This window comes from Embleya sp. NBC_00888 (genome assembly GCF_045207655.1).
Classification (GTDB): domain Bacteria; phylum Actinomycetota; class Actinomycetes; order Streptomycetales; family Streptomycetaceae; genus Embleya.
Genome location: NZ_CP108784.1, coordinates 5,047,173 through 5,064,848, shown reverse-complemented (window position 1 = coordinate 5,064,848; position 17,676 = coordinate 5,047,173). Strand labels below are relative to the sequence as shown.

General features: G+C 71.3%; 18 protein-coding genes. 6 read left to right on the top strand and 12 right to left on the bottom strand.

What is annotated here, in order from left to right; all coding sequences use genetic code 11:
- Positions 1 to 90 precede the first annotated feature (90 nt).
- From OG948_RS21590 to OG948_RS21570, 5 genes are all read right to left on the bottom strand, one after another.
- A complete protein-coding gene (locus OG948_RS21590; RefSeq protein ID WP_406300309.1) occupies positions 91 to 1,431 on the bottom strand; it encodes a geranylgeranyl reductase family protein in 1,341 nt (446 codons plus the stop codon).
- A gap of 159 nt (positions 1,432 to 1,590) precedes the next feature.
- Positions 1,591 to 2,289, bottom strand: a complete 699-nt coding sequence (locus OG948_RS21585) for a demethylmenaquinone methyltransferase (protein ID WP_406298110.1) — start codon at positions 2,287 to 2,289, stop codon at positions 1,591 to 1,593.
- Between the two features lie 453 nt (positions 2,290 to 2,742).
- Complete coding sequence (locus OG948_RS21580; RefSeq protein WP_406298109.1) at positions 2,743 to 3,987, bottom strand: amidohydrolase family protein; 1,245 nt, start codon at positions 3,985 to 3,987, stop codon at positions 2,743 to 2,745.
- 23 nt (positions 3,988 to 4,010) lie between these two features.
- The gene (gene mqnC, locus OG948_RS21575) at positions 4,011 to 5,201 is read right to left on the bottom strand and encodes a cyclic dehypoxanthinyl futalosine synthase (RefSeq protein WP_395864113.1); all 1,191 of its coding nucleotides are present in this window, start codon (positions 5,199 to 5,201) and stop codon (positions 4,011 to 4,013) included.
- Between the two features lie 82 nt (positions 5,202 to 5,283).
- Positions 5,284 to 6,168 (bottom strand): menaquinone biosynthetic enzyme MqnA/MqnD family protein, encoded by an 885-nt coding sequence (locus OG948_RS21570; RefSeq protein WP_406298108.1) that lies wholly within the window; start codon positions 6,166 to 6,168, stop codon positions 5,284 to 5,286.
- Positions 6,169 to 6,386: 218 nt separating this feature from the next.
- Here OG948_RS21570 and OG948_RS21565 point away from each other — a divergent pair, with 218 nt between their 5' ends.
- Complete coding sequence (locus OG948_RS21565) at positions 6,387 to 7,445, top strand: hypothetical protein (protein ID WP_406298107.1); 1,059 nt, start codon at positions 6,387 to 6,389, stop codon at positions 7,443 to 7,445.
- A gap of 103 nt (positions 7,446 to 7,548) precedes the next feature.
- Here the strand turns inward: OG948_RS21565 and OG948_RS21560 are convergent, their stop codons facing one another.
- Positions 7,549 to 8,040, bottom strand: a complete 492-nt coding sequence (locus OG948_RS21560; RefSeq protein ID WP_406298106.1) for an Asp23/Gls24 family envelope stress response protein — start codon at positions 8,038 to 8,040, stop codon at positions 7,549 to 7,551.
- 233 nt (positions 8,041 to 8,273) lie between these two features.
- Here OG948_RS21560 and OG948_RS21555 point away from each other — a divergent pair, with 233 nt between their 5' ends.
- Positions 8,274 to 9,044 carry an SDR family NAD(P)-dependent oxidoreductase gene (locus tag OG948_RS21555; RefSeq protein WP_395864120.1) on the top strand — a complete coding sequence of 257 codons (771 nt, stop codon included), beginning with the start codon at positions 8,274 to 8,276 and terminating at the stop codon, positions 9,042 to 9,044.
- Positions 9,045 to 9,255: 211 nt separating this feature from the next.
- Here the strand turns inward: OG948_RS21555 and OG948_RS21550 are convergent, their stop codons facing one another.
- The 5 genes from OG948_RS21550 to OG948_RS21530 form a co-directional block, all read right to left on the bottom strand.
- Positions 9,256 to 9,498 (bottom strand): chaplin, encoded by a 243-nt coding sequence (locus OG948_RS21550; RefSeq protein ID WP_406298105.1) that lies wholly within the window; start codon positions 9,496 to 9,498, stop codon positions 9,256 to 9,258.
- A gap of 298 nt (positions 9,499 to 9,796) precedes the next feature.
- On the bottom strand, positions 9,797 to 10,117 hold the full coding sequence (locus tag OG948_RS21545) for a hypothetical protein (protein WP_395864124.1): 321 nt from the start codon (positions 10,115 to 10,117) through the stop codon (positions 9,797 to 9,799).
- Between the two features lie 277 nt (positions 10,118 to 10,394).
- Complete coding sequence (locus OG948_RS21540) at positions 10,395 to 11,024, bottom strand: helix-turn-helix domain-containing protein (protein ID WP_395864128.1); 630 nt, start codon at positions 11,022 to 11,024, stop codon at positions 10,395 to 10,397.
- A 123-nt stretch (positions 11,025 to 11,147) separates the two neighbouring features.
- On the bottom strand, positions 11,148 to 11,711 hold the full coding sequence (locus tag OG948_RS21535; protein ID WP_406298104.1) for a GNAT family N-acetyltransferase: 564 nt from the start codon (positions 11,709 to 11,711) through the stop codon (positions 11,148 to 11,150).
- Positions 11,712 to 11,883: 172 nt separating this feature from the next.
- Positions 11,884 to 13,260, bottom strand: coding sequence for a cystathionine beta-synthase (locus OG948_RS21530; protein ID WP_395864132.1), 1,377 nt, complete (start codon positions 13,258 to 13,260; stop codon positions 11,884 to 11,886).
- Positions 13,261 to 13,516: 256 nt separating this feature from the next.
- On the opposite strand from OG948_RS21530, the gene OG948_RS21525 reads away from it, so the two are divergent.
- The 3 genes from OG948_RS21525 to OG948_RS21515 all read left to right on the top strand — a co-directional run bounded on the left by OG948_RS21525 (position 13,517) and on the right by OG948_RS21515 (position 16,806).
- Positions 13,517 to 14,608, top strand: coding sequence for an SGNH/GDSL hydrolase family protein (locus tag OG948_RS21525; protein WP_406298103.1), 1,092 nt, complete (start codon positions 13,517 to 13,519; stop codon positions 14,606 to 14,608).
- A gap of 157 nt (positions 14,609 to 14,765) precedes the next feature.
- Positions 14,766 to 15,986 (top strand): acetyl-CoA C-acetyltransferase, encoded by a 1,221-nt coding sequence (locus OG948_RS21520; protein ID WP_406298102.1) that lies wholly within the window; start codon positions 14,766 to 14,768, stop codon positions 15,984 to 15,986.
- 217 nt (positions 15,987 to 16,203) lie between these two features.
- Positions 16,204 to 16,806, top strand: coding sequence for a hypothetical protein (locus OG948_RS21515; protein ID WP_406298101.1), 603 nt, complete (start codon positions 16,204 to 16,206; stop codon positions 16,804 to 16,806).
- A gap of 66 nt (positions 16,807 to 16,872) precedes the next feature.
- Here OG948_RS21515 and OG948_RS21510 read toward each other — a convergent pair whose 3' ends face one another.
- Positions 16,873 to 17,244, bottom strand: coding sequence for a hypothetical protein (locus OG948_RS21510; protein WP_406298100.1), 372 nt, complete (start codon positions 17,242 to 17,244; stop codon positions 16,873 to 16,875).
- A 169-nt stretch (positions 17,245 to 17,413) separates the two neighbouring features.
- On the opposite strand from OG948_RS21510, the gene OG948_RS21505 reads away from it, so the two are divergent.
- Positions 17,414 to 17,647, top strand: a complete 234-nt coding sequence (locus OG948_RS21505) for a DUF4287 domain-containing protein (RefSeq protein ID WP_395864142.1) — start codon at positions 17,414 to 17,416, stop codon at positions 17,645 to 17,647.
- Positions 17,648 to 17,676: the final 29 nt, after the last annotated feature.

Below are 17,676 nucleotides of genomic sequence, written 5' to 3'. Positions count from 1 at the left end.
CCAAGCACACCACCACTACGCACGCACTACGCGCGCATCACGCGCGGGCTACCCGCGGACCACCCGCGTGGCACGCCCGCACCGCGCGCCTCACGCCGCGGGCGCGATCCGCACCATGCCGTTGATGATCCGGTCCATCGCGTCGCCGCCGCGCGGGTCGGTCAGGTTGGCCAGCATCTTGAGCACGAACTTCATCAGCATCGGATGCGGCAGACCGTGCTTGGTGGCGAAGTTCATCACCCTCGGGTCGCCGATCAGCTTCACGAACACCCGACCCAGCGTGTAGTAGCCACCGTAGGTCTGCTTGAGGATGCGCGGATAGTCGTGCAGCGCGCGCTCGCGTCCCTCGGGGGTGAGCCTGGCCACCGCCTGGGTGATCACCTGGGCCGCGATCTCGCCCGACTCCATCGCGTAGGCGATGCCCTCGCCGTTGAACGGGTTGACCATCCCGCCCGCGTCGCCGACCAGCAACAGGCCCTTGGTGTAGTGCGGTTGACGGTTGAAGCCCATCGGGAGGGCGGCGCCGCGGATCGAGCCCTCCTGGTTCTCGTCGGTGTAGCCCCACTCCTCGGGCATCCCCGAGACCCAGCCCTTGAGCAGGTCGCGGTAGTCGATGTCCTTGAAGGCGGCCGAGGTGTTCAGCAGGCCCAGGCCCACGTTCGAGGTGCCGTCGCCCATGCCGAACACCCAGCCGTAGCCGGGCAGCAGCTTCTCCTGGCCGTCGCGGCGGTCCCACAGCTCCAACCACGATTCGAGGTAGTCGTCGTCGCTGCGCGGGGACTTGAAGTAGGTGCGCACCGCGACACCCATCGGTCGGTCCTCGCGGCGGTGCAGGCCCATCGCGAGGGAGAGCCGGGTCGAGTTGCCGTCGGCGGCGACCACGATCGGCGCGCGGAAGACGGTCTCCTCCTTCGACCCGTTCATCCGCACGTTGACGCCCACGATGCGGCCGGTGCGATCGTCCAGGATCGGGCCGGTGACGTTCGCGCGCTCGTACAGCTTGGCGCCGGCGGACGCCGCCTGGCGGGCCAGGATCTCGTCGAAGTCGGCCCGCTTGCGGACCAGACCGTGCGCGGGATAGCTGGCCAGATCCGGCCAGTCCAGCTCCAGGCGCATGCCGCCGCCGAGGATCCGCAGACCCTTGTTCGGCAGCCAACCGGCCTCGACCGAGGTGTCCACACCCATCGCGATGAGCTGCTTGGTCGCGCGCGGGGTGAGCCCGTCGCCGCAGACCTTCTCCCGGGGGAACTCGGTCTTCTCCAGCAGGATCACGCTGACGCCGGACTTGGCCAGGTGGTACGCCGTGGTCGATCCGGCCGGACCGGCCCCGACCACGATGACGTCGGCCTCATGCGTCGAGTCGGCGCGCTTGGTGGTTGTGACGGGCGCTGCGTCGGTCACGGACGACTCCCCTGGAAGTCTCTGCGGCAGTACCGAAACCGGGACGGTTCCGGCCGGACAAGTCTATGAGGAGCGGGCGACGGGCCGGCCTGTGGCCACTCGCCGGGCGCGGGACGGGCTGTGGTCCACCCCCGCGGGACGCGACGCCGGCCCGCGGTCACCCGCACGGGCACGGGACCGACCCGCGGGTCACTCGGACGGCCGGAAGCCCCGATGCAGCGCGACCACACCGCCGGTGAGGTTGCGCCAGGCCGGGTTCACCCACCCGGCCCCGCCGATCAGCGCCGCGAGGCCGGCCTGGTCGGGCCACGCGCGGATCGACTCGGCCAGGTACACGTACGCGTCCGGGTTGCTGCTGACCGCGGTGGCCACCTGCGGCAGCGCGCGCATCAGGTACTCCACGTACACCGTCTCGAACGGACGCCAGGTGGGCCGGCTGAACTCGCAGACCACCAGTCGGCCGCCCGGCCGGGTCACCCGCAACATCTCGCGCAGCGCGCCCTGGGTGTCCTCGACGTTGCGCAGGCCGAACGAGATGGTCACCGCGTCGAACGTGGCGTCCTTGAACGGGAGCCTGGTCGCGTCGCCCGCGGTGAAGGGCAGTTCGGGGTGCTTGCGCTTGCCCTCGCGCAGCATGCCCACCGAGAAGTCGCACGGCACCACGTCCGCGCCCGCGTCCCGGAAGGGCAGCGAGGAGGTACCGGTGCCGGCCGCGAGGTCGAGCACGCGCTCGCCCGGCCGGGCGTCCACGGCCCGGGCCACGGCCTTGCGCCAGGACCGGTCCTGGCCCATGGACAACACGGTGTTGGTCAGGTCGTAGCGCGCCGCGACCGCGTCGAACATCGACGCGACTTCACGCGGTTGCTTGTCCAGGGATGCTCGAGTCACCCGGTCATCATCTCGCGCCGGACCGGGCCCTCGTGCCGTGGGGCGGACAACGCACCGGGCGGGTCGCGTGCGATCCGCGACCCGCCCGGAATCGATCATGTCGTGCGTGTGCGTCACCGACGGCCGACGCCACCGCCGACGCCGCGCCGGTTCGCCCCGACGCCGCCACCGACGCGGCCGATCCGGGCGCCGATGCCGACGCCGCCACCACGGCCGCCGCCGGTGCGTCGACCCCTACGGCGCGGGGTGACGGCGCGGACGATGGAACGAATGCGGGTACCGACGGACATGGTGTGCCTCCTCATCCCGGACGGACAGGGCCCGGGTCGGTAAGTGGCCTTTGCGAATACCGTGTCGTTCTGACCGAGCGCCTGCCCCGGGTCCGTACGCGTATGCGCGACCATGCCGAAACGATCGTGCGACCATCGCCGACCGAATGCCCGCCCGACCCGCTCAGCGCCGATGCACCAGCCGCCCGCCGAGCACCGTGGCCACACACGACCCCGTCCCGTGCGCGACCAGCGCGGCGTACGGATCACCCTCCGTCGGCACGTCGAACACCGCGAGGTCGGCGAGTCCGCCCGCGCGCAGCGTGCCCGCGCCGTCCAGCCCACCCATCGCCGTCGCACCGCCGATCGTGACCGCCTCGACCAGGCGCCGATCCAGGTCGTCCGCGCGATATCCCTGACGGACCGCCAGTTCCCGGACCGCCGCCGCCTCTTCCCACAGGTCCAGGGACGGCGAGGAGGCGAGCGAGTCGGTGCCCAGCGCGATCGGCGCGCCCTCGGCCAGGTAGTCGGCGACCGGCGGCTCACCCGCCGCCAGGATCGCGTTGGAGCGCACGCACAGCGCGACGGCGGTGCCCTGTTCGCGCAGCAGCGCACGATCCTCTCCCGCCAGGTGCACCCCGTGCGCGACATGTACGTCCGCGCCCAGGCCGGCGAACCCGTCCAGGTAGGCCGCCGGGCCGGCGCCGCTGCCGCCGTCGAGCAGTTCCAGGGCCATCCCGATCGCCCGGTTCATGTCCGCGAACCGGCCGGTGCCGTGTCGGATGAACTCCGCCTCGTGCGCGGTCTCCGCCAGGTGCGGGTGCAGCCGCAGACCGCGCTCGCGCGCGATCGCCACACACTCCTCGAACACCGACGTGCCGACCGTGAACGGCGTGTGCGGCGAGACCCCCAACGCGCGCCCACCGCTCGCCCCGTCCAACGTCTCCAGGAAGGCCGCGCGCCGCCCGCCGGTCCACATCGCGTCGTCCGCGATCACCTCGACGTAGCTGATCCCGCGCAGCCCCGACCGCCCCACCGGCACCAACACACAGGGATCGGTGACCACGTCCGCCGCCGCCGTCGTCCCGGACCGCAACATGTGATGCACCCCGCGCCGCGCGCTCTCCTGCCACATCACCTCGGAGAAGTCGGCCCGCCGCGCGGTCAGCGTGCGAATCCACTCCGGAAACGCCAGCCCGGACAACGCCAGATCCCCGAAGTCGGTGTACTGCAGATGCGCGTGCGCGTTCACCAGCCCCGGCGTGAGCACACCCCGCCAGACCCGCTCCCGCGCGCCCGCCGAGGCCAACTCCCCCCGCGAGCCCACCGCGACGATCCGGCCGTCCTCCACGAGCACGGCCCCGTCGCGGATGGGCTCCGCGTCGACCATCGACAGGACAACGGGCGCGACATGCAAGGTCAACGACATGCGCCCATCATCGCAAGCCGCTCTCAGCGCGCGTCGACGACCTTGAGCAGGGGGCGGGCGGTGCCGCCGTCGAGGGCCGTGGAGGAGAAGTGCGAGACCACCTTGTCGTCGACCGGGTCGTTCGCCGGGTCGTCGTGCACGATCAGGTGGTTGTAGGTGGTGTCGCGCTGGGCGGGGATCCGGCCGGCGGCGCGGATCAGGTGCAGCAGCTCCATCCGGTTGGAGCGGTGCTTGGCGCCGGCGGAGGAGACCACGTTCTCCTCCAGCATCACCGAGCCCAGGTCGTCCGCGCCGTAGTGCAGGGTGAGCTGGCCGGCCTCCTTGCCCGTGGTGAGCCACGAGCCCTGGATGTGCGCGACGTTGTGCAGGAACAGCCGGGCAACCGCGATCAGGCGCAGGTATTCGAGCAGGGTGGCCTGCGTCTGCCCCTTCAGGTGGTTGTTCTCCGGCTGGTAGGTGTACGGGATGAAGGCCCGGAAGCCGCCCGTGCGGTCCTGCACGTCGCGGATCATCCGCAGGTGCTCGATCCGCTCGGCGTTGGTCTCGCCGGTGCCCATCAGCATCGTCGAGGTCGACTCCACGCCCAGACCGTGCGCGGTCTCCATGATCTCCAGCCAGCGCTCGCCGGATTCCTTCAGCGGCGCGATCGCCTTGCGCGGTCGCTCCGGGAGCAGTTCCGCGCCGGCGCCCGCGAACGAGTCCAGGCCCGCGGCGTGGATCCGGGTGATGGCCTCCTCGATGCCCACCCCGGAGACCTTGGCCATGTGCGCGACCTCGGACGCGCCGAGCGAGTGGATCACCAACTGCGGGAACTCGGCCTTGATCGCGGCGAACGAGCGCTCGTAGTACTCGACGCCGAAGTCCGGGTGGTGCCCGCCCTGGAACATGATCTGGGTGCCGCCGAGTTCGACCGTCTCCGCGCACCGGCGCAGGATGTCGTCGATCTCGCGGACCCAGCCCTTCTCGCTCTTGGGCGGAGCGTAGAACGCGCAGAACTTGCACGCGGTGACGCACACGTTCGTGTAGTTGATGTTGCGCTCGATGATGTACGTCGCGATGTCGACGGTGTCCGCGTAGCGCAGGCGCCGCGCGGCGTCGGCTGCCCGGCCGAGCGCGTGCAGCGGCGCGTGGACGTACAGGGCGAGTGCCTCGTCGGGCGTGATCCGCCCACCGGTGGCGGCCCGGTCCAGGACCGGCTGGAGATCGCTGCTCACGGGGAAGCCTCCGCATGGAACGAATACGAGTGGAACGAATGCCAGTGGAACAAAAGCTCGTCAACGAGCCTATCCGGCCCGCTCACGACGTCGGCGGGGCGTCGAGCAGGGTCACCCGCACATCGGCCGGATACCCGGTGTCGTGCGCGGTTCGGCGGGCGAACTCGGCCATCCCCGCCAGGTGGCGCTCACCGAGCGAGTAGTCCAGCGCCTCGGTGTAATAGCGCTCCAGGGTGGCCGCGTCGAACGCCTCCCACCGGGCCACGTGCTCGCAGACCTTGTCCACCTCCTGCATGCACAGGTCGCGGGACTCCAGGAAGGCCCGGTGCACCGCGTGCACCTCGGCCGGGTGCGCGGCCAGGAACTCCCGGCGGGCGGCCCACACCGCGAACACGAACGGCAGTCCGGTCCATTGCTTCCACTCGTGCGCGAGGTCGTAGACCAGCAGGCCCAGCCGCGGCGCGTCGTACAACGTCGCGCGCAGCGCGACGTCGCCGATCACCACCGCGGCGTCCGCCTCCTGCATCATCAGTCCCAGGTCGGGCGCCGAGGTGAAGAACTTCGGCCGCACGCCGTACTTCTCCTCCAGCAGCAGCCGGGCCAGCCGGACCCCGGTACGGCTCTGCGAACCGAGCGCGACCCGCGCCCCGTCCAACTGCTCCACCGGCACCTGGCTGACCAGCATGACCGACATCACCGGTCCGTCGGCGGCCACGGCGATGTCCGGGAGCACCACCAGGTCGTCCGCGTGCCGCAGGAACTCGACCACGCTGATCGGAGCGATGTCGAGGTCGCCGCGCACGAGGGCGTCGTTGAGGTTGTCCGGGGTGTCCTTGGTGAGGTCCAGGTCCACCAACGAGCCCGTGCGGGCCAGGCCCCAGTAGATGGGCAGGCAGTTGAGGTACTGGATATGGCCTACCCGGGGTCGCCGGCGGCCCGCTTGCGGCGCGTTGTCCACAGTGTCCATCCGAGCAGGTTATGCCCGGGTGCGCGGATCGCCGGTACCGACCCGGACCGTCGCACCGGGACACCTACGCGCCGTCGAACACTCCCGTGCCGCCGCCCGCCCGTGTCACCGAACAGGCACAACACCGGGCGCGCGGCAGTGGCAGCGGCGCGTGGGTGAGACTCTCGAAAGCCGGGCCGATTCCACGGCGGTCCGACCACGACGACGGAGGAAGCGCGATGCACTCGTCCCCGGGCTCGTATCCGGGCCAGGGTGGCGGCTACCCGCCCCCGCCCCCGCCCTACGCGGCCACGCCCGCCCCACCGCCGCCGTACGATCCGGGCGGTCCGTACCAACCCGGTGGCCCCGGCGGCGGTGGCGGCCCGCACGGCCCGCCGTCCCGGCAGCCGTCGCGGCCCGCGTACGGCGCGCTGCGCGGCGCCGTCGCCGGGCTCAGTCTGGTGCTGGCGGTGCTGCTGACGATCCCGGCGCTGTCCGCGCTGTGGCTGCGCTGGGAGGTGGTCTCCGAGCAGGGCTTCACCGACAACGCGGTGGCGCTGATCGACGAGTCGGCGATCCGCACCGAGGTCGCCCGGCTGATGACCGACGAGGTGATGAAGCAGCTCCCGTCGAACGTGCGCAGCCAGGTCCCGCGCGATGTGGTGCGGACCGCGGTGACCGAGGAGATCGGCAAGCCCGCGTTCAAGGCGATCTGGAAGGACGGCATCGCCACCGCGCACGACGTCGTGATGTCCTCCCTGCTGGGCCGGGACAGCAAGAACGTCACCTCCGACGGCGACAAGGTCGTGGTCAACCTCAAGAGCCCGCTCGACGCGATCGTCGCGCAGCTCAACAAGTCCGGGATCCCGGTGTCGAAGGCGGGTCTGCCGACCACCATCCCGATCGACCTGGCCGAACTGCCGCACGCGTCCGAGGCCGAGCAGAGCCGGGACGCGCTCCAGGCCGTGGACGACGCGGGCAAGTGGTTGCCGATCCTGGCCCTGGTGCTGCTGGTGGTCGGCCTGGTGGTCGCGGTGAACCGGTTCCGCGCGCTGGTGATGACCGGCGTCGGCCTGTTGGTCACCAGCGGCCTGCTGTTGATCCTGGTCTCCGCCGCGCGCGGTCCGGTCGCGGACGAGCTGGCCACCCGGAACACCTTGAACCGGGACGGCATCGAGGCGATCTACAACGTGTTCACCGACTCGCTGACCACCATGGCGTGGTCGGTGCTCGCGGCCTCGGTCGTGGCGATCGTGGTGGGCGCGGTCGGGTTGGGCACGCGCGGCCGGCGGCGCTGACCGCGCGACGCGAACACGGGGAAAGGGCGGGCCCGGTGCGATCCGGGCCCGCCCTTTCCCCGTGCGCCGGGGCGACGCGGCCCGGAGGCCGCGCGCCCGGGACTCAGGCCAGGTTGCGCGAGGACGTGTCGTCGTCGTCCTGCTCGATGTGGATGTCGTCCACGGAGATGTCCACCTCGACCACTTCGAGGCCGGTCATCCGCTCGATCGACTCGATCACGTGCTCGCGCACCGCGGCCGCGACCTCGGCGATCGGCGCGCCGTACTCGACCACCAGGCTCAGGTCGACCGCGCACTGCTTCTCGCCGACCTCGACGCCGACCCCGCGCGCGACGTCGGGACGACCGCCGGGTACCGCCTTGCGCATCGCCGCGAACGCCCGCGAGACGCCGCTGCCGAGCGCGTACACCCCCGGGATCTCGCGCGCCGCCAAGCCGGCGACCTTGGCCACCACCCCGTCCGCGATCGAGGTCCGCCCCCGATCCGTGGCCAGCGCGGTCACCTCGGTGAGGTGTCCGGAGCCGGTCTGTGGCCGCTCCGCCCGCTCCGGGCGGGCCTGGGTCTTCTCCGGTGTGCGGGCGGGTGAGTCTGCCATGGCTGGAACCTCGTCTTTCGCCGCTTCGTGAGGGGTGGGGGCTCCCCTTCACATGAGGTCTGACCCCTTCCCGATCGGTTCGTCACGCAATCCGGGCGAATTAATCCGATCGGCCGCGTGGCTGCCGTGGAACATGTTTCATTTCACGTCCCGCCAACCGTTCAGGAGGCTTGCTCCCGCGTGTACGAAAGCTTGTGATGGGACCCGTACACCCCGTCCAAGGAGGAAACACTGTGGAGCGATTCCAGGATCGGCGCATCATCGTCACCGGTGGCGGCTCGGGCATCGGCCAGGCCACGGTGCTGCGGCTGCTGAGCGAGGCGGGCACGGTACACGCGGCGGACGTCAACGCCGACGGGCTGGAGAAGACCCGTGCGATGGCGGCGGAGAAGGGCCTGGAGGCCCGGCTGAGCACGAGCGTGCTGGACGTGTCGGACGAGGACGCGGTCGGCGCCGGAGTAGCCGAGATCGTCGAGCGTCTGGGTGGCCTGGACGTGCTGGTGAACGCGGCGGGGATCCTGCGCGCGGGACACACCCACACGTTCCCGCTCGAAAAGTGGAACCAGATCATCACCGTCAACCTGACGGGCACCTTCCTGATGACCCGCGCCGCACTGCCCCCGCTCCTGGAAACCGGCAACGGCGTGATCATCAACTTCAGCTCGACCTCGGCGAGCTTCGCCCACCCGTACATGGCGGCCTACGCGGCCAGCAAGGGCGCGATCGACGCCTTCACCCACGCGATCGCCCTCGAATACAGCCGTCAGGGCCTGCGCGCGGTCAACGTCGCCCCCGGCAGCATCTCCAGCGGCATAGTCGACGACACCCCGAACCAGGTCCCCGACGACGCCGACTGGGAACTCTTCGCCAAACTGATGCCCATCATCGGCGAAGGCATGGCCTCCCCCGACGTCATAGCCGGCATGATCGCCGCCCTGGCCTCCGACGACGGCAAATTCGTCACCGGCACATCCCTCCGCATAGACGGCGGCACACACGCCTGACCACAACCCCACCCTCAACACCGGCCGGGCCACACCGGCCCGGCCGGCGCATGAGGCCACTCAGCCCGGCCGGCGCTTGAGGCCAAATAGCCGGGCCGGCGCATGAGGCCAACCCAGCCCCGCCGGCGCGCGCATGAGGCGAACCCAAAAGCCAGAGGGCGCCGTCCCGGGACCGGTTGCCCCGTACAGCGCCCACCGAAGGTACAGATGTTCAGCCGTGGTTGATGCAAACGTTCCCGAACGCCGGGTTCAGCACGCCGACCACGTCGACAGTGTTGCCACACAGGTTGACCGGAACGTGCACCGGCACCTGGATGTTGTTGCCCGAGGCGACACCCGGCGAGCCGACCGCAGCGCCATCCGCCTCGGAACTGGCGTTGGCCGCACCCATACCCGCGGCGAGGATGCCGCCGGCGGCGACGGTGATGAAGGCCGCCTTCTTGACCGTGTTCATTCTTCCTCCATGTCACAGTGCCGCACGAACGGATGCGGCACGTGGGACAACGAAGGCCGCGACGATGGGCAACGCCCCGCCGTCCGGTTGGCCGCCGATTCACCCCTACGTGGACGAATGCTTGCGCCGTACGCCGGTGCCGGGCGCGGGCGCACCACCGCACCACCGCACCACCGCAACGGTCGGCGCCCCGCGGAGCGGACGCTTCGCGGGGCGCGGGGGGACGATCGGATCTGCGTACGGTCTGCGGGAATCGTGGCCGCGCCCGAGCGGCGGCGAGGCCACGAGCCGACGGGCGTCAGGCGTCCTCGTCGTCCTCGTCGTCGTCCTCGGGCAGGTACTCGGCGCCCTCGGACTGCCAGCCGGCCTCGCTCAGTTCGGTACCGGCGATGTCCTCGACGAGGCTGAACGGGTCGATCAGGTACGAGACGGACTCGGCCAGGTCGCTCTCGATCGCGGCGGTCGCGTCGGCCCGGTCGCCGGGCGACAGCTCCTCGTCCGCCTTGACGCTGTCCAGCGCCGCGGCACGCAGCGCGTCGGCGTCGGTGACCTCAAGCACGATTTCGAGGTTGAGCCGGATGTAGCGGGTCGTGGAGTCGGAGGAAGTCGCGTTGTCCATGAGCGCGAGCCTACGGGCCCACGCCCGGCCGTCGGCGCGAGGACGCGCCGCACGCTCAGCGGTGGCCGTAGGTCACCGCGGTGAACATCAGCGCCCCGAACACCACGGAGAATCCCAGGATGTAGATCGCGATCCGGATCCACATCCCGGCCGCCCGGCTCTTCTCACTCTCCATCACGAACTCCTCGGACATGGGCGCGCTCGGACACCGAGCGCGGACACCGATCGCACATCGACAAGTACTCGGACACACGCGCCACGCTCACCCGCGCGCCGCTCACACATGCGCCGGCAGACACGGCGAGAACGCCACCAACGCGGGCGCCGCGTGGACCATCAGGAACTCGACCGACAGATACGCGTCGGCCGACTCCATCCGATGCGCGAGCCCCGAATCGAAGTGCGCCACGTCGCCGGGCGCGAGCAGGTGGGTGGCCCCGTCCAGGGTCAACCGGAGCTGGCCGCTGAGCACGTACAGCCATTCCTCGCCCGGATGCACCCGCGCCGGCCCGTCCGCGCGCCCCGCCGGCACCCGCACCCGCAGTGCCTGCATGCCGCGCCGCGGACTGCCCACGCGCCAATAGGTCCAGCCGTGCGCCTCGACCGGTTCGGCCGCGCGGGCCCGGACCACCGGCTCGGCCGAGGCGCTGTCCTCGCCGAGCAGTTCGGAGACCGTGGTGTTGTAGGCCCGGGCCAGGGTCAACAGCGCGGGCAGCGACGGCTGTCGGCGCTCGTGTTCGAGCCGGGAGAGATAGGCGACGGAGAGCCTGGTCAGCCGCGCGGCCTCGTCGAGCTTGAAGCCGTTCGCCCGACGGGCCGCGCGCAACCGCTCACCGAGCCCGGTCGGTACCGCCTCGGCGGATGCCGGGTCCGGCTCGTCCATGTCGTAGCTTGGGGTGGCGACCATGTTTCGAGGCTAGGCAGGCGCTGACCAATGAGGCAATTAACTTGCCTCAGAGGCAATTTTTTCTCGCCTCACCAAGCCCCAAATCAGGCAAACCAGCGGAAATCCCATCGCCCGTCGATCGCGTCAGGCGCAGCGGTCCGAAGCGAGCACCCCCGGCGGCACGTCGGCCTCCACGAGCACCACGCCGTCCTCGTAGCCGCGCCGACTGACCAGCCCGGCCCGATCGAACAGGGCGAGCATCCGCCGATTCCACGGCAACACGTGCGCGCGCACCTCGCTCACCCCGCGCACGGCCGCGTGCTCGACCAGCGAGCACAACAGCGCGGTACCGAGCCCGTGCCGCTGCCACCCGTCCTCGACCAGCAACGCCACTTCGGCCACCGGCTCGTGCGCCGGGTGGAAGAGGGTGGCCAACGCCCCGATCGCACCGTCGGGCGCGACCGCCACCAGACTCACCCCGTGCTCCGGCACCAGCAGCCGACCCAGCGCGCTCTCCGGCAACCGGGGTGCCGACGTGAAGTAGCGCAATCGACGGGTCTCCGGGGAGCAGCGCTCGTGCATCGCGCGCACCTGCGCGGCGTCCTCCGCGCGGGCCACTCGCACCCGTACGTGCGACGGCCACTCGCCCGCGCCGACCTCGCTCACCATGGTGAGCCGGGCCCGACCCCGCACCGAAATCGCCGTCATGTCCCTACCGCCTCTCGCCACCGGAGCGGTCCCCTCGTGGTCCGTTCCCCGTCGAACCCCACGGTGTCGAGGCGGTGTTACGCATCGACTACGTGTGCGTGTCCGGAGCGAACCGATCCGGTGACGTCGCCGCCCCGGTGGCGAAACACGGCGGCCCGCGCCGTGCGCGGGACTAGCCCGCCAGGTGGCCGAGCAGGTCCTGCCGGGTGACCACACCCTGCGGCTTGCCGTGCACCAGCACCAGCGCCGCGTCGGCCTGCTCCAGCACCCGTGCGAGCCGCGCGATCGGCTCGCCGGAGCCGACCACCGGCAGCGGCGCCGACATGAACTTCTCCAGCGGGTCGCCGGTGGCGGCCCGGCCGGACACCAGCGCGTCCAGCAGGTCGCGCTCGGCGATCGAGCCGACCACCTCGGCGGCCATCACGTCCGGGTGACCGGCGCCCGGCTTGACCACCGGCATCTGGCTGACCCCGAACTCGCGCAGGATCGCGATCGAGTCGCCGACGCTTTCCTCCGGATGCACGTGCACCAACGCGGGCAGGTCGCCCTGCTTGCGGGCCAGGATGTCGGCCACGGTGGCCTCGTTCGGGTCCGCGTCCAGGAAGCCGTAGTCGGCCATCCACTCGTCGTTGAAGATCTTGCTGAGGTAGCCGCGCCCGGAGTCGGGCAGCAGCACCACGACCACGTCGTCCGGCCCGAGCCGCTCGGCCGCGCGCAGCGCCGCGACCACCGCCATCCCGCACGAGCCGCCGACCAGCAGGCCCTCCTCGCGGGCGAGCCGACGCGTCATCAGGAACGAGTCCCGGTCGGACACCGCGATGATCTCGTCCGGCACCGCGCTGTCGTACGCGGTCGGCCAGAAGTCCTCACCGACGCCCTCGACCAGGTACGGCCGGCCGGAGCCGCCCGAGTACACCGAGCCCTCCGGGTCGGCGCCCACCACCCGCACGCCGCCGTTCGAGACCTCCTTGAGGAAGCGCCCGGTCCCGGAGATGGTGCCGCCGGTGCCGACGCCGGCCACGAAGCAGGTGATCCGACCGTCGGTCTGCTCCCACAGTTCGGGACCCGTGGAGAGGTAGTGCGACTCCGGGTTCTGCGGGTTGGAGTACTGGTCGGGCTTCCACGCGCCGGGCGTCTCGCGCACCAGTCGGTCCGAGACGTTGTAGTAGGAGTCGGGGTGCTCGGGGTCGACCGCCGTCGGGCAGACCACCACCTCGGCCCCGTAGGCGCGCATGACGTTGATCTTGTCCATGCTGACCTTGTCCGGGCAGACGAACACGCACTTGTATCCGCGCCGCTGCGCGACCATCGCCAGCCCGACCCCGGTGTTGCCGGAGGTGGGTTCGACGATCGTGCCGCCGGGACGCAACGCGCCCGACTGTTCGGCCGCGTCGATCATCCGCACGGCGATCCGGTCCTTGACCGAACCACCGGGGTTGAAGTACTCGACCTTCGCCAGCACCGTCGCCGACAGCCCCGAGGTAACGGAGTTGAGCTTGACGAGGGGGGTGTCCCCGATCAGGTCGAGCATGGATTCGTGGTACCGCACGGAACCTCCGCCATGAGTGCGCATCAGCCGGGGCCGGATGGCCCAAAATCCTCACATTGCGCTAACTTCTCCCAGCCTAGTCGCCGCCATCGCGCCGGACACGACACAGCGCACACGGCCCGCGCCCACGCCGCACGCCCCACCGCGCCCCCTGCCGGCCGCCCACACACCTGACGGTCGGTTAGGGTCGGCTTGGAGTGCGCGACGGGGAGGAGCCCGAGGTCTTGTACACGACGGCCGGTCACGGGGTCCGACGATGATGCGTACGCGCATGGCCCGCCGGGTGGCCGCCGCGGCGGCCTTCGGCGGTGGCGGTGTGGGCGTGCTGACCGGGGCGATGTTCGCGGTGCTGTACACCGAGGCGAAGATGGCCCGCCGCACCGTGGGCGAACCCGACGGCGAACCGCCGACCGCCGACGGGATGTACGGCGATCTGCCGGGCGAAGCGATCACCTTCGCGGTGATCGGCGACTCCACCGCCGCCGGCCTCGGCGTCGAGAACCCGATGCAGACCCCCGGCGCCCTGCTCGCCGCCGGCCTGGCGGCGGTCGCCGAGGGACCGGTACGGCTGGTCAACGTCGCGCTGTCCGGCGCCCAGTCCTCGGATCTGGAGCGTCAGGTCACCCTCGCGCTCCGGCACGAGCTCGACGTCGCGATGATCATGATCGGCGCGAACGACGTCACCCACCGGATGCGGCCGGCGGAGTCGGTGCGCCACCTGGAACAGGCCACCCGTCGGCTGATCGCCTCCGGCGTCGAGGTGGTCGTGGCCACGTGTCCCGACCTGGGCACGATCGAGCCGATCGCGCAGCCGCTGCGCTACCTGGCCCGGCAGTGGAGCCGCAATCTGGCCGCCGCGCAGACCATCGCCGTGGTCGAGGCGGGCGGGCGTACCGTCTCGCTCGGCGCGCTGCTGGGTCCCGAGTTCCTGGCCCGACCCAAGGTGATGTTCGGCCCGGACCGCTTCCATCCCTCGGTGGAGGGTTACGCGACCGCCGCGATGGCCTCGTTGCCCTCGCTGTGCGCCGCGTTGGACCTGTGGCCGCTGGACGAGGTGAGCCCGGACAGCTTCCGCGGCGAGGGTGTGCTGCCGATCGCGCAGGCCGCGATCGAGGCCGCCGCCGAGGGCGGTACCGAGGTGACCGGTACCGACGTCGGCGGTCGCGAACGCGGCCCGCGCGGCCGGTGGGCGCTGCTGCGGCATCGGCGTCGCCGGCAGATCCCCACCCCCGCGACGGTGGACTCGGAGGCCGAGCCCGAGGCCGCCGCCGAGGGCGATTCCGAAATCGCACCGACTGCGCCGACCCCCTTCGAGGATGCCCGGGGTAATCTGACCGAAGAAATCTGACTGGTCGTCAGTTATGGCGTGGGGCAGGTCGCACGATCCACCCCTCCCGCTTTTGACTACCAGGAAGTAACTTCAAGCGTCAGTTGCGCTTCCGTGACGACGAGAGTCCCTGCCGGGTCCTCGTACCGACGGCCGCGAAGACCACCAAGGAGTCCCGATGCCCGAAGCAGTCATCGTCGCCACCGCCCGCTCCCCCATCGGTCGCGCCTTCAAGGGTTCCCTGAAGGACCTGCGGTCGGACGACCTGACCGCGCTCATGGTCCGCGCCGCCCTGGACAAGGTCCCGGCGCTGGACCCCAAGGACATCGACGACCTGATGCTGGGCTGCGGCCTGCCCGGTGGCGAGCAGGGCTTCAACATGGGTCGCAACGTCGCGGTCATGCTCGGCTACGACCACCTGCCCGGAACCACCATCACCCGCTACTGCTCCTCGTCGCTGCAGACCACCCGGATGGCGATGCACGCGATCCGCGCGGGCGAGGGCGACGCGTACATATCGGCCGGCGTCGAGATGGTCACCAGCACCCGGGGCAAGGGCAGCAGCGACTCGATCCCGGACACCAAGAACCCGCTCTTCGCCGGGGCCGCGACCCGCACCACCGAGGCCGTGGAGAAGGGCTCGACCTGGGCCGACCCGCGCGAGCAGGGCCTGCTCCCGGACGTGTACATCGGGATGGGCTTCACCGCCGAGAACCTGGCCCAGCACAAGGGCATCTCCCGGGCCGAGCAGGACGAGTTCGCGGTGCGCTCGCAGAACCGCACCGAGCAGGCGATCGCCGACGGCTTCTGGGCCAAGGACATCACCCCGGTCACGCTCGCCGACGGCACCGTGGTGGCCAAGGACGACGGCCCGCGCGCGGGCACCACGCTGGAGGGCATCTCCGGGCTCAAGCCGGTCTTCCGCCCGGACGGCACCGTCACCGCGGGCAACGCGTGCCCGCTCAACGACGGCGCCGCCGCGGTCATCGTGATGTCCGACACCAAGGCGCGCGAGTTGGGCCTGACCCCGCTCGCCCGGATCGTCTCCACCGCCGTGTCCGGCCTGTCCCCCGAGATCATGGGCTACGGCCCGGTCGAGGCGTCCCGGATCGCGATGGCCCGGGCCGGCCTGACCTCGGCCGACATCGACCTGGTGGAGATCAACGAGGCGTTCGCCGCACAGGTCATCCCCTCCTACCGCGACCTGGGCTTCGACGTGGACAAGGTCAACGTCAACGGCGGCGCGATCGCGATCGGCCACCCGTTCGGGATGACCGGCGCGCGGATCACCAGCACGCTGATCAACTCGCTGCAGTGGCACGACAAGCAGTGGGGCCTGGAGACCATGTGCGTCGGCGGCGGCATGGGCATGGCGATGGTGCTCGAGCGCCTGAGCTGACCCGGCACACCGGTCGCGCCCGTCGCGCCCGGCACGTCCGACGCATGCCGCACGGCCCGTCCGGGACACCCCGGGCGGGCCGTGCGGTGCCGTCACCACTCGGCGCAGCCCAAGGTCTCCTCGGGCAGGGATGTCACGCTCTGGCGGCAACCGGCCGGCAGCGCGACCCTGGAAGGGAAGCTGTTCCTCGGGCCGGCCAAGGGTTGCGGATCTTGCCATGTCGAACGCCTACATCGTCCCCGTCCTGATCACCGCCGCGTGCGCCGTCGCGGTGACCACCCTCGTGCGCCGACTGTGCCGGCGACACCGCGCCCGCGCGGCCGCGGAGATCTGGGACCAGGCGTTCGTCGACCATCTCTTCCGCAGCCGGGACGCCGAACGACCACCGCTGACCGTCCCCGGGCCCGGGCGGGACGAGTTCGCGGACGAGAGCGCGTACCGCGACCCGCCCGCCGACGACTCGAGCGGTCGGCGCCCGCACCCGTCGGAAAACCTGACCCCGCTGTTGCCCACCCACCTCACCGGCGGCTACCTGACCGGCCTGATCGCCGGCGCCACCCCGATCACCCGGGTGCGCACCGGCTCGCCCGGCGATGCCGGCGGCCTGGACGTACTCGACTTCGCCGACGGCAGTTCGCTGGTGGTGATGCCCGGCGACCCGGAGGCGGCCTCACTGATCGACGTCGCGCTGTCGCTCGGTCTACCGGTACGCCTGCTCGGCACCTGCGAGGTCGGCGGCGGCTGGGCACTGACCTTCGGCCTGGACGAGGACACCACGTACGCGCTGGCCGACCGCCTGTACGTACGGCCGCCGGCGTAACGGAACCGCCCCCGCCGCGCACGGCCCGCACATCGCACGACCCGCACCCGCGCCCGCCCCGCCCGCTCAGATCGCCGCCGACAACTCCCGGACCATCTCCCGCGCGCGACGCACCACGTCCGCGGCCGTCGTGGCCTCGCCGTCCTGCAGGATCAGCGTGTGCCCCTCGGCCAACAGCCCCAGCGCCGAGGCCAGATCGCCGGAGGTGACCGCCACCTGGTCGCCGACCGTGAACACCCCCAGATCCGGAACCTCGCGCAGCGGCTCGCCCTCGACCGCGGCCGCCAGGTCGGCCAGGCACTGGGCCAGGGCGAGCGCCGCGCCGGCCCGGGTCGGCGAGGTCTCCTGACGGGCGGTCAGCGGCGCCTTCAACCGGGCCTCGGACAGGTGCCGCAGCCGGTCGGCGACCGCACCGGACTCCTTCACGAACGGGGCCACGTCAACCGTGAGGGAAGCGGACGGTTTCCCGACCGGCGGGATGGGGATGCGGGACGACATAACCGGAGCGTACCCAGTGCGCACACCGCGTGCGGGTCGGCTTCGACCGCTTGCCAACCGTTCGCCCGTCATGCACGCTCGGGTAACGGAACGCTCACCGGAGGCGCTTATGTCCTTGCACTTCTCCGAAGAGACCCACCGGAACCTCGTGGCCCGGGTGCCCGCCTGCACCGGCCGCGAACTCCCCGACTGGTTCCGGGAAATCGAGGCCGGTCCGGCCTTTTCCCGGTTCGAGGACCGGGTCTCCTGGCTCCAGGGCGAACACAACCTCGGACACGGGCACGCCCTCGCCATCGTCCGCGAGCACGACCGTCGCCGGCACGCGCCGGGCGGGGTCAGCTGATCCCCCGCCCCGAAGCCGCCCCAACGCCG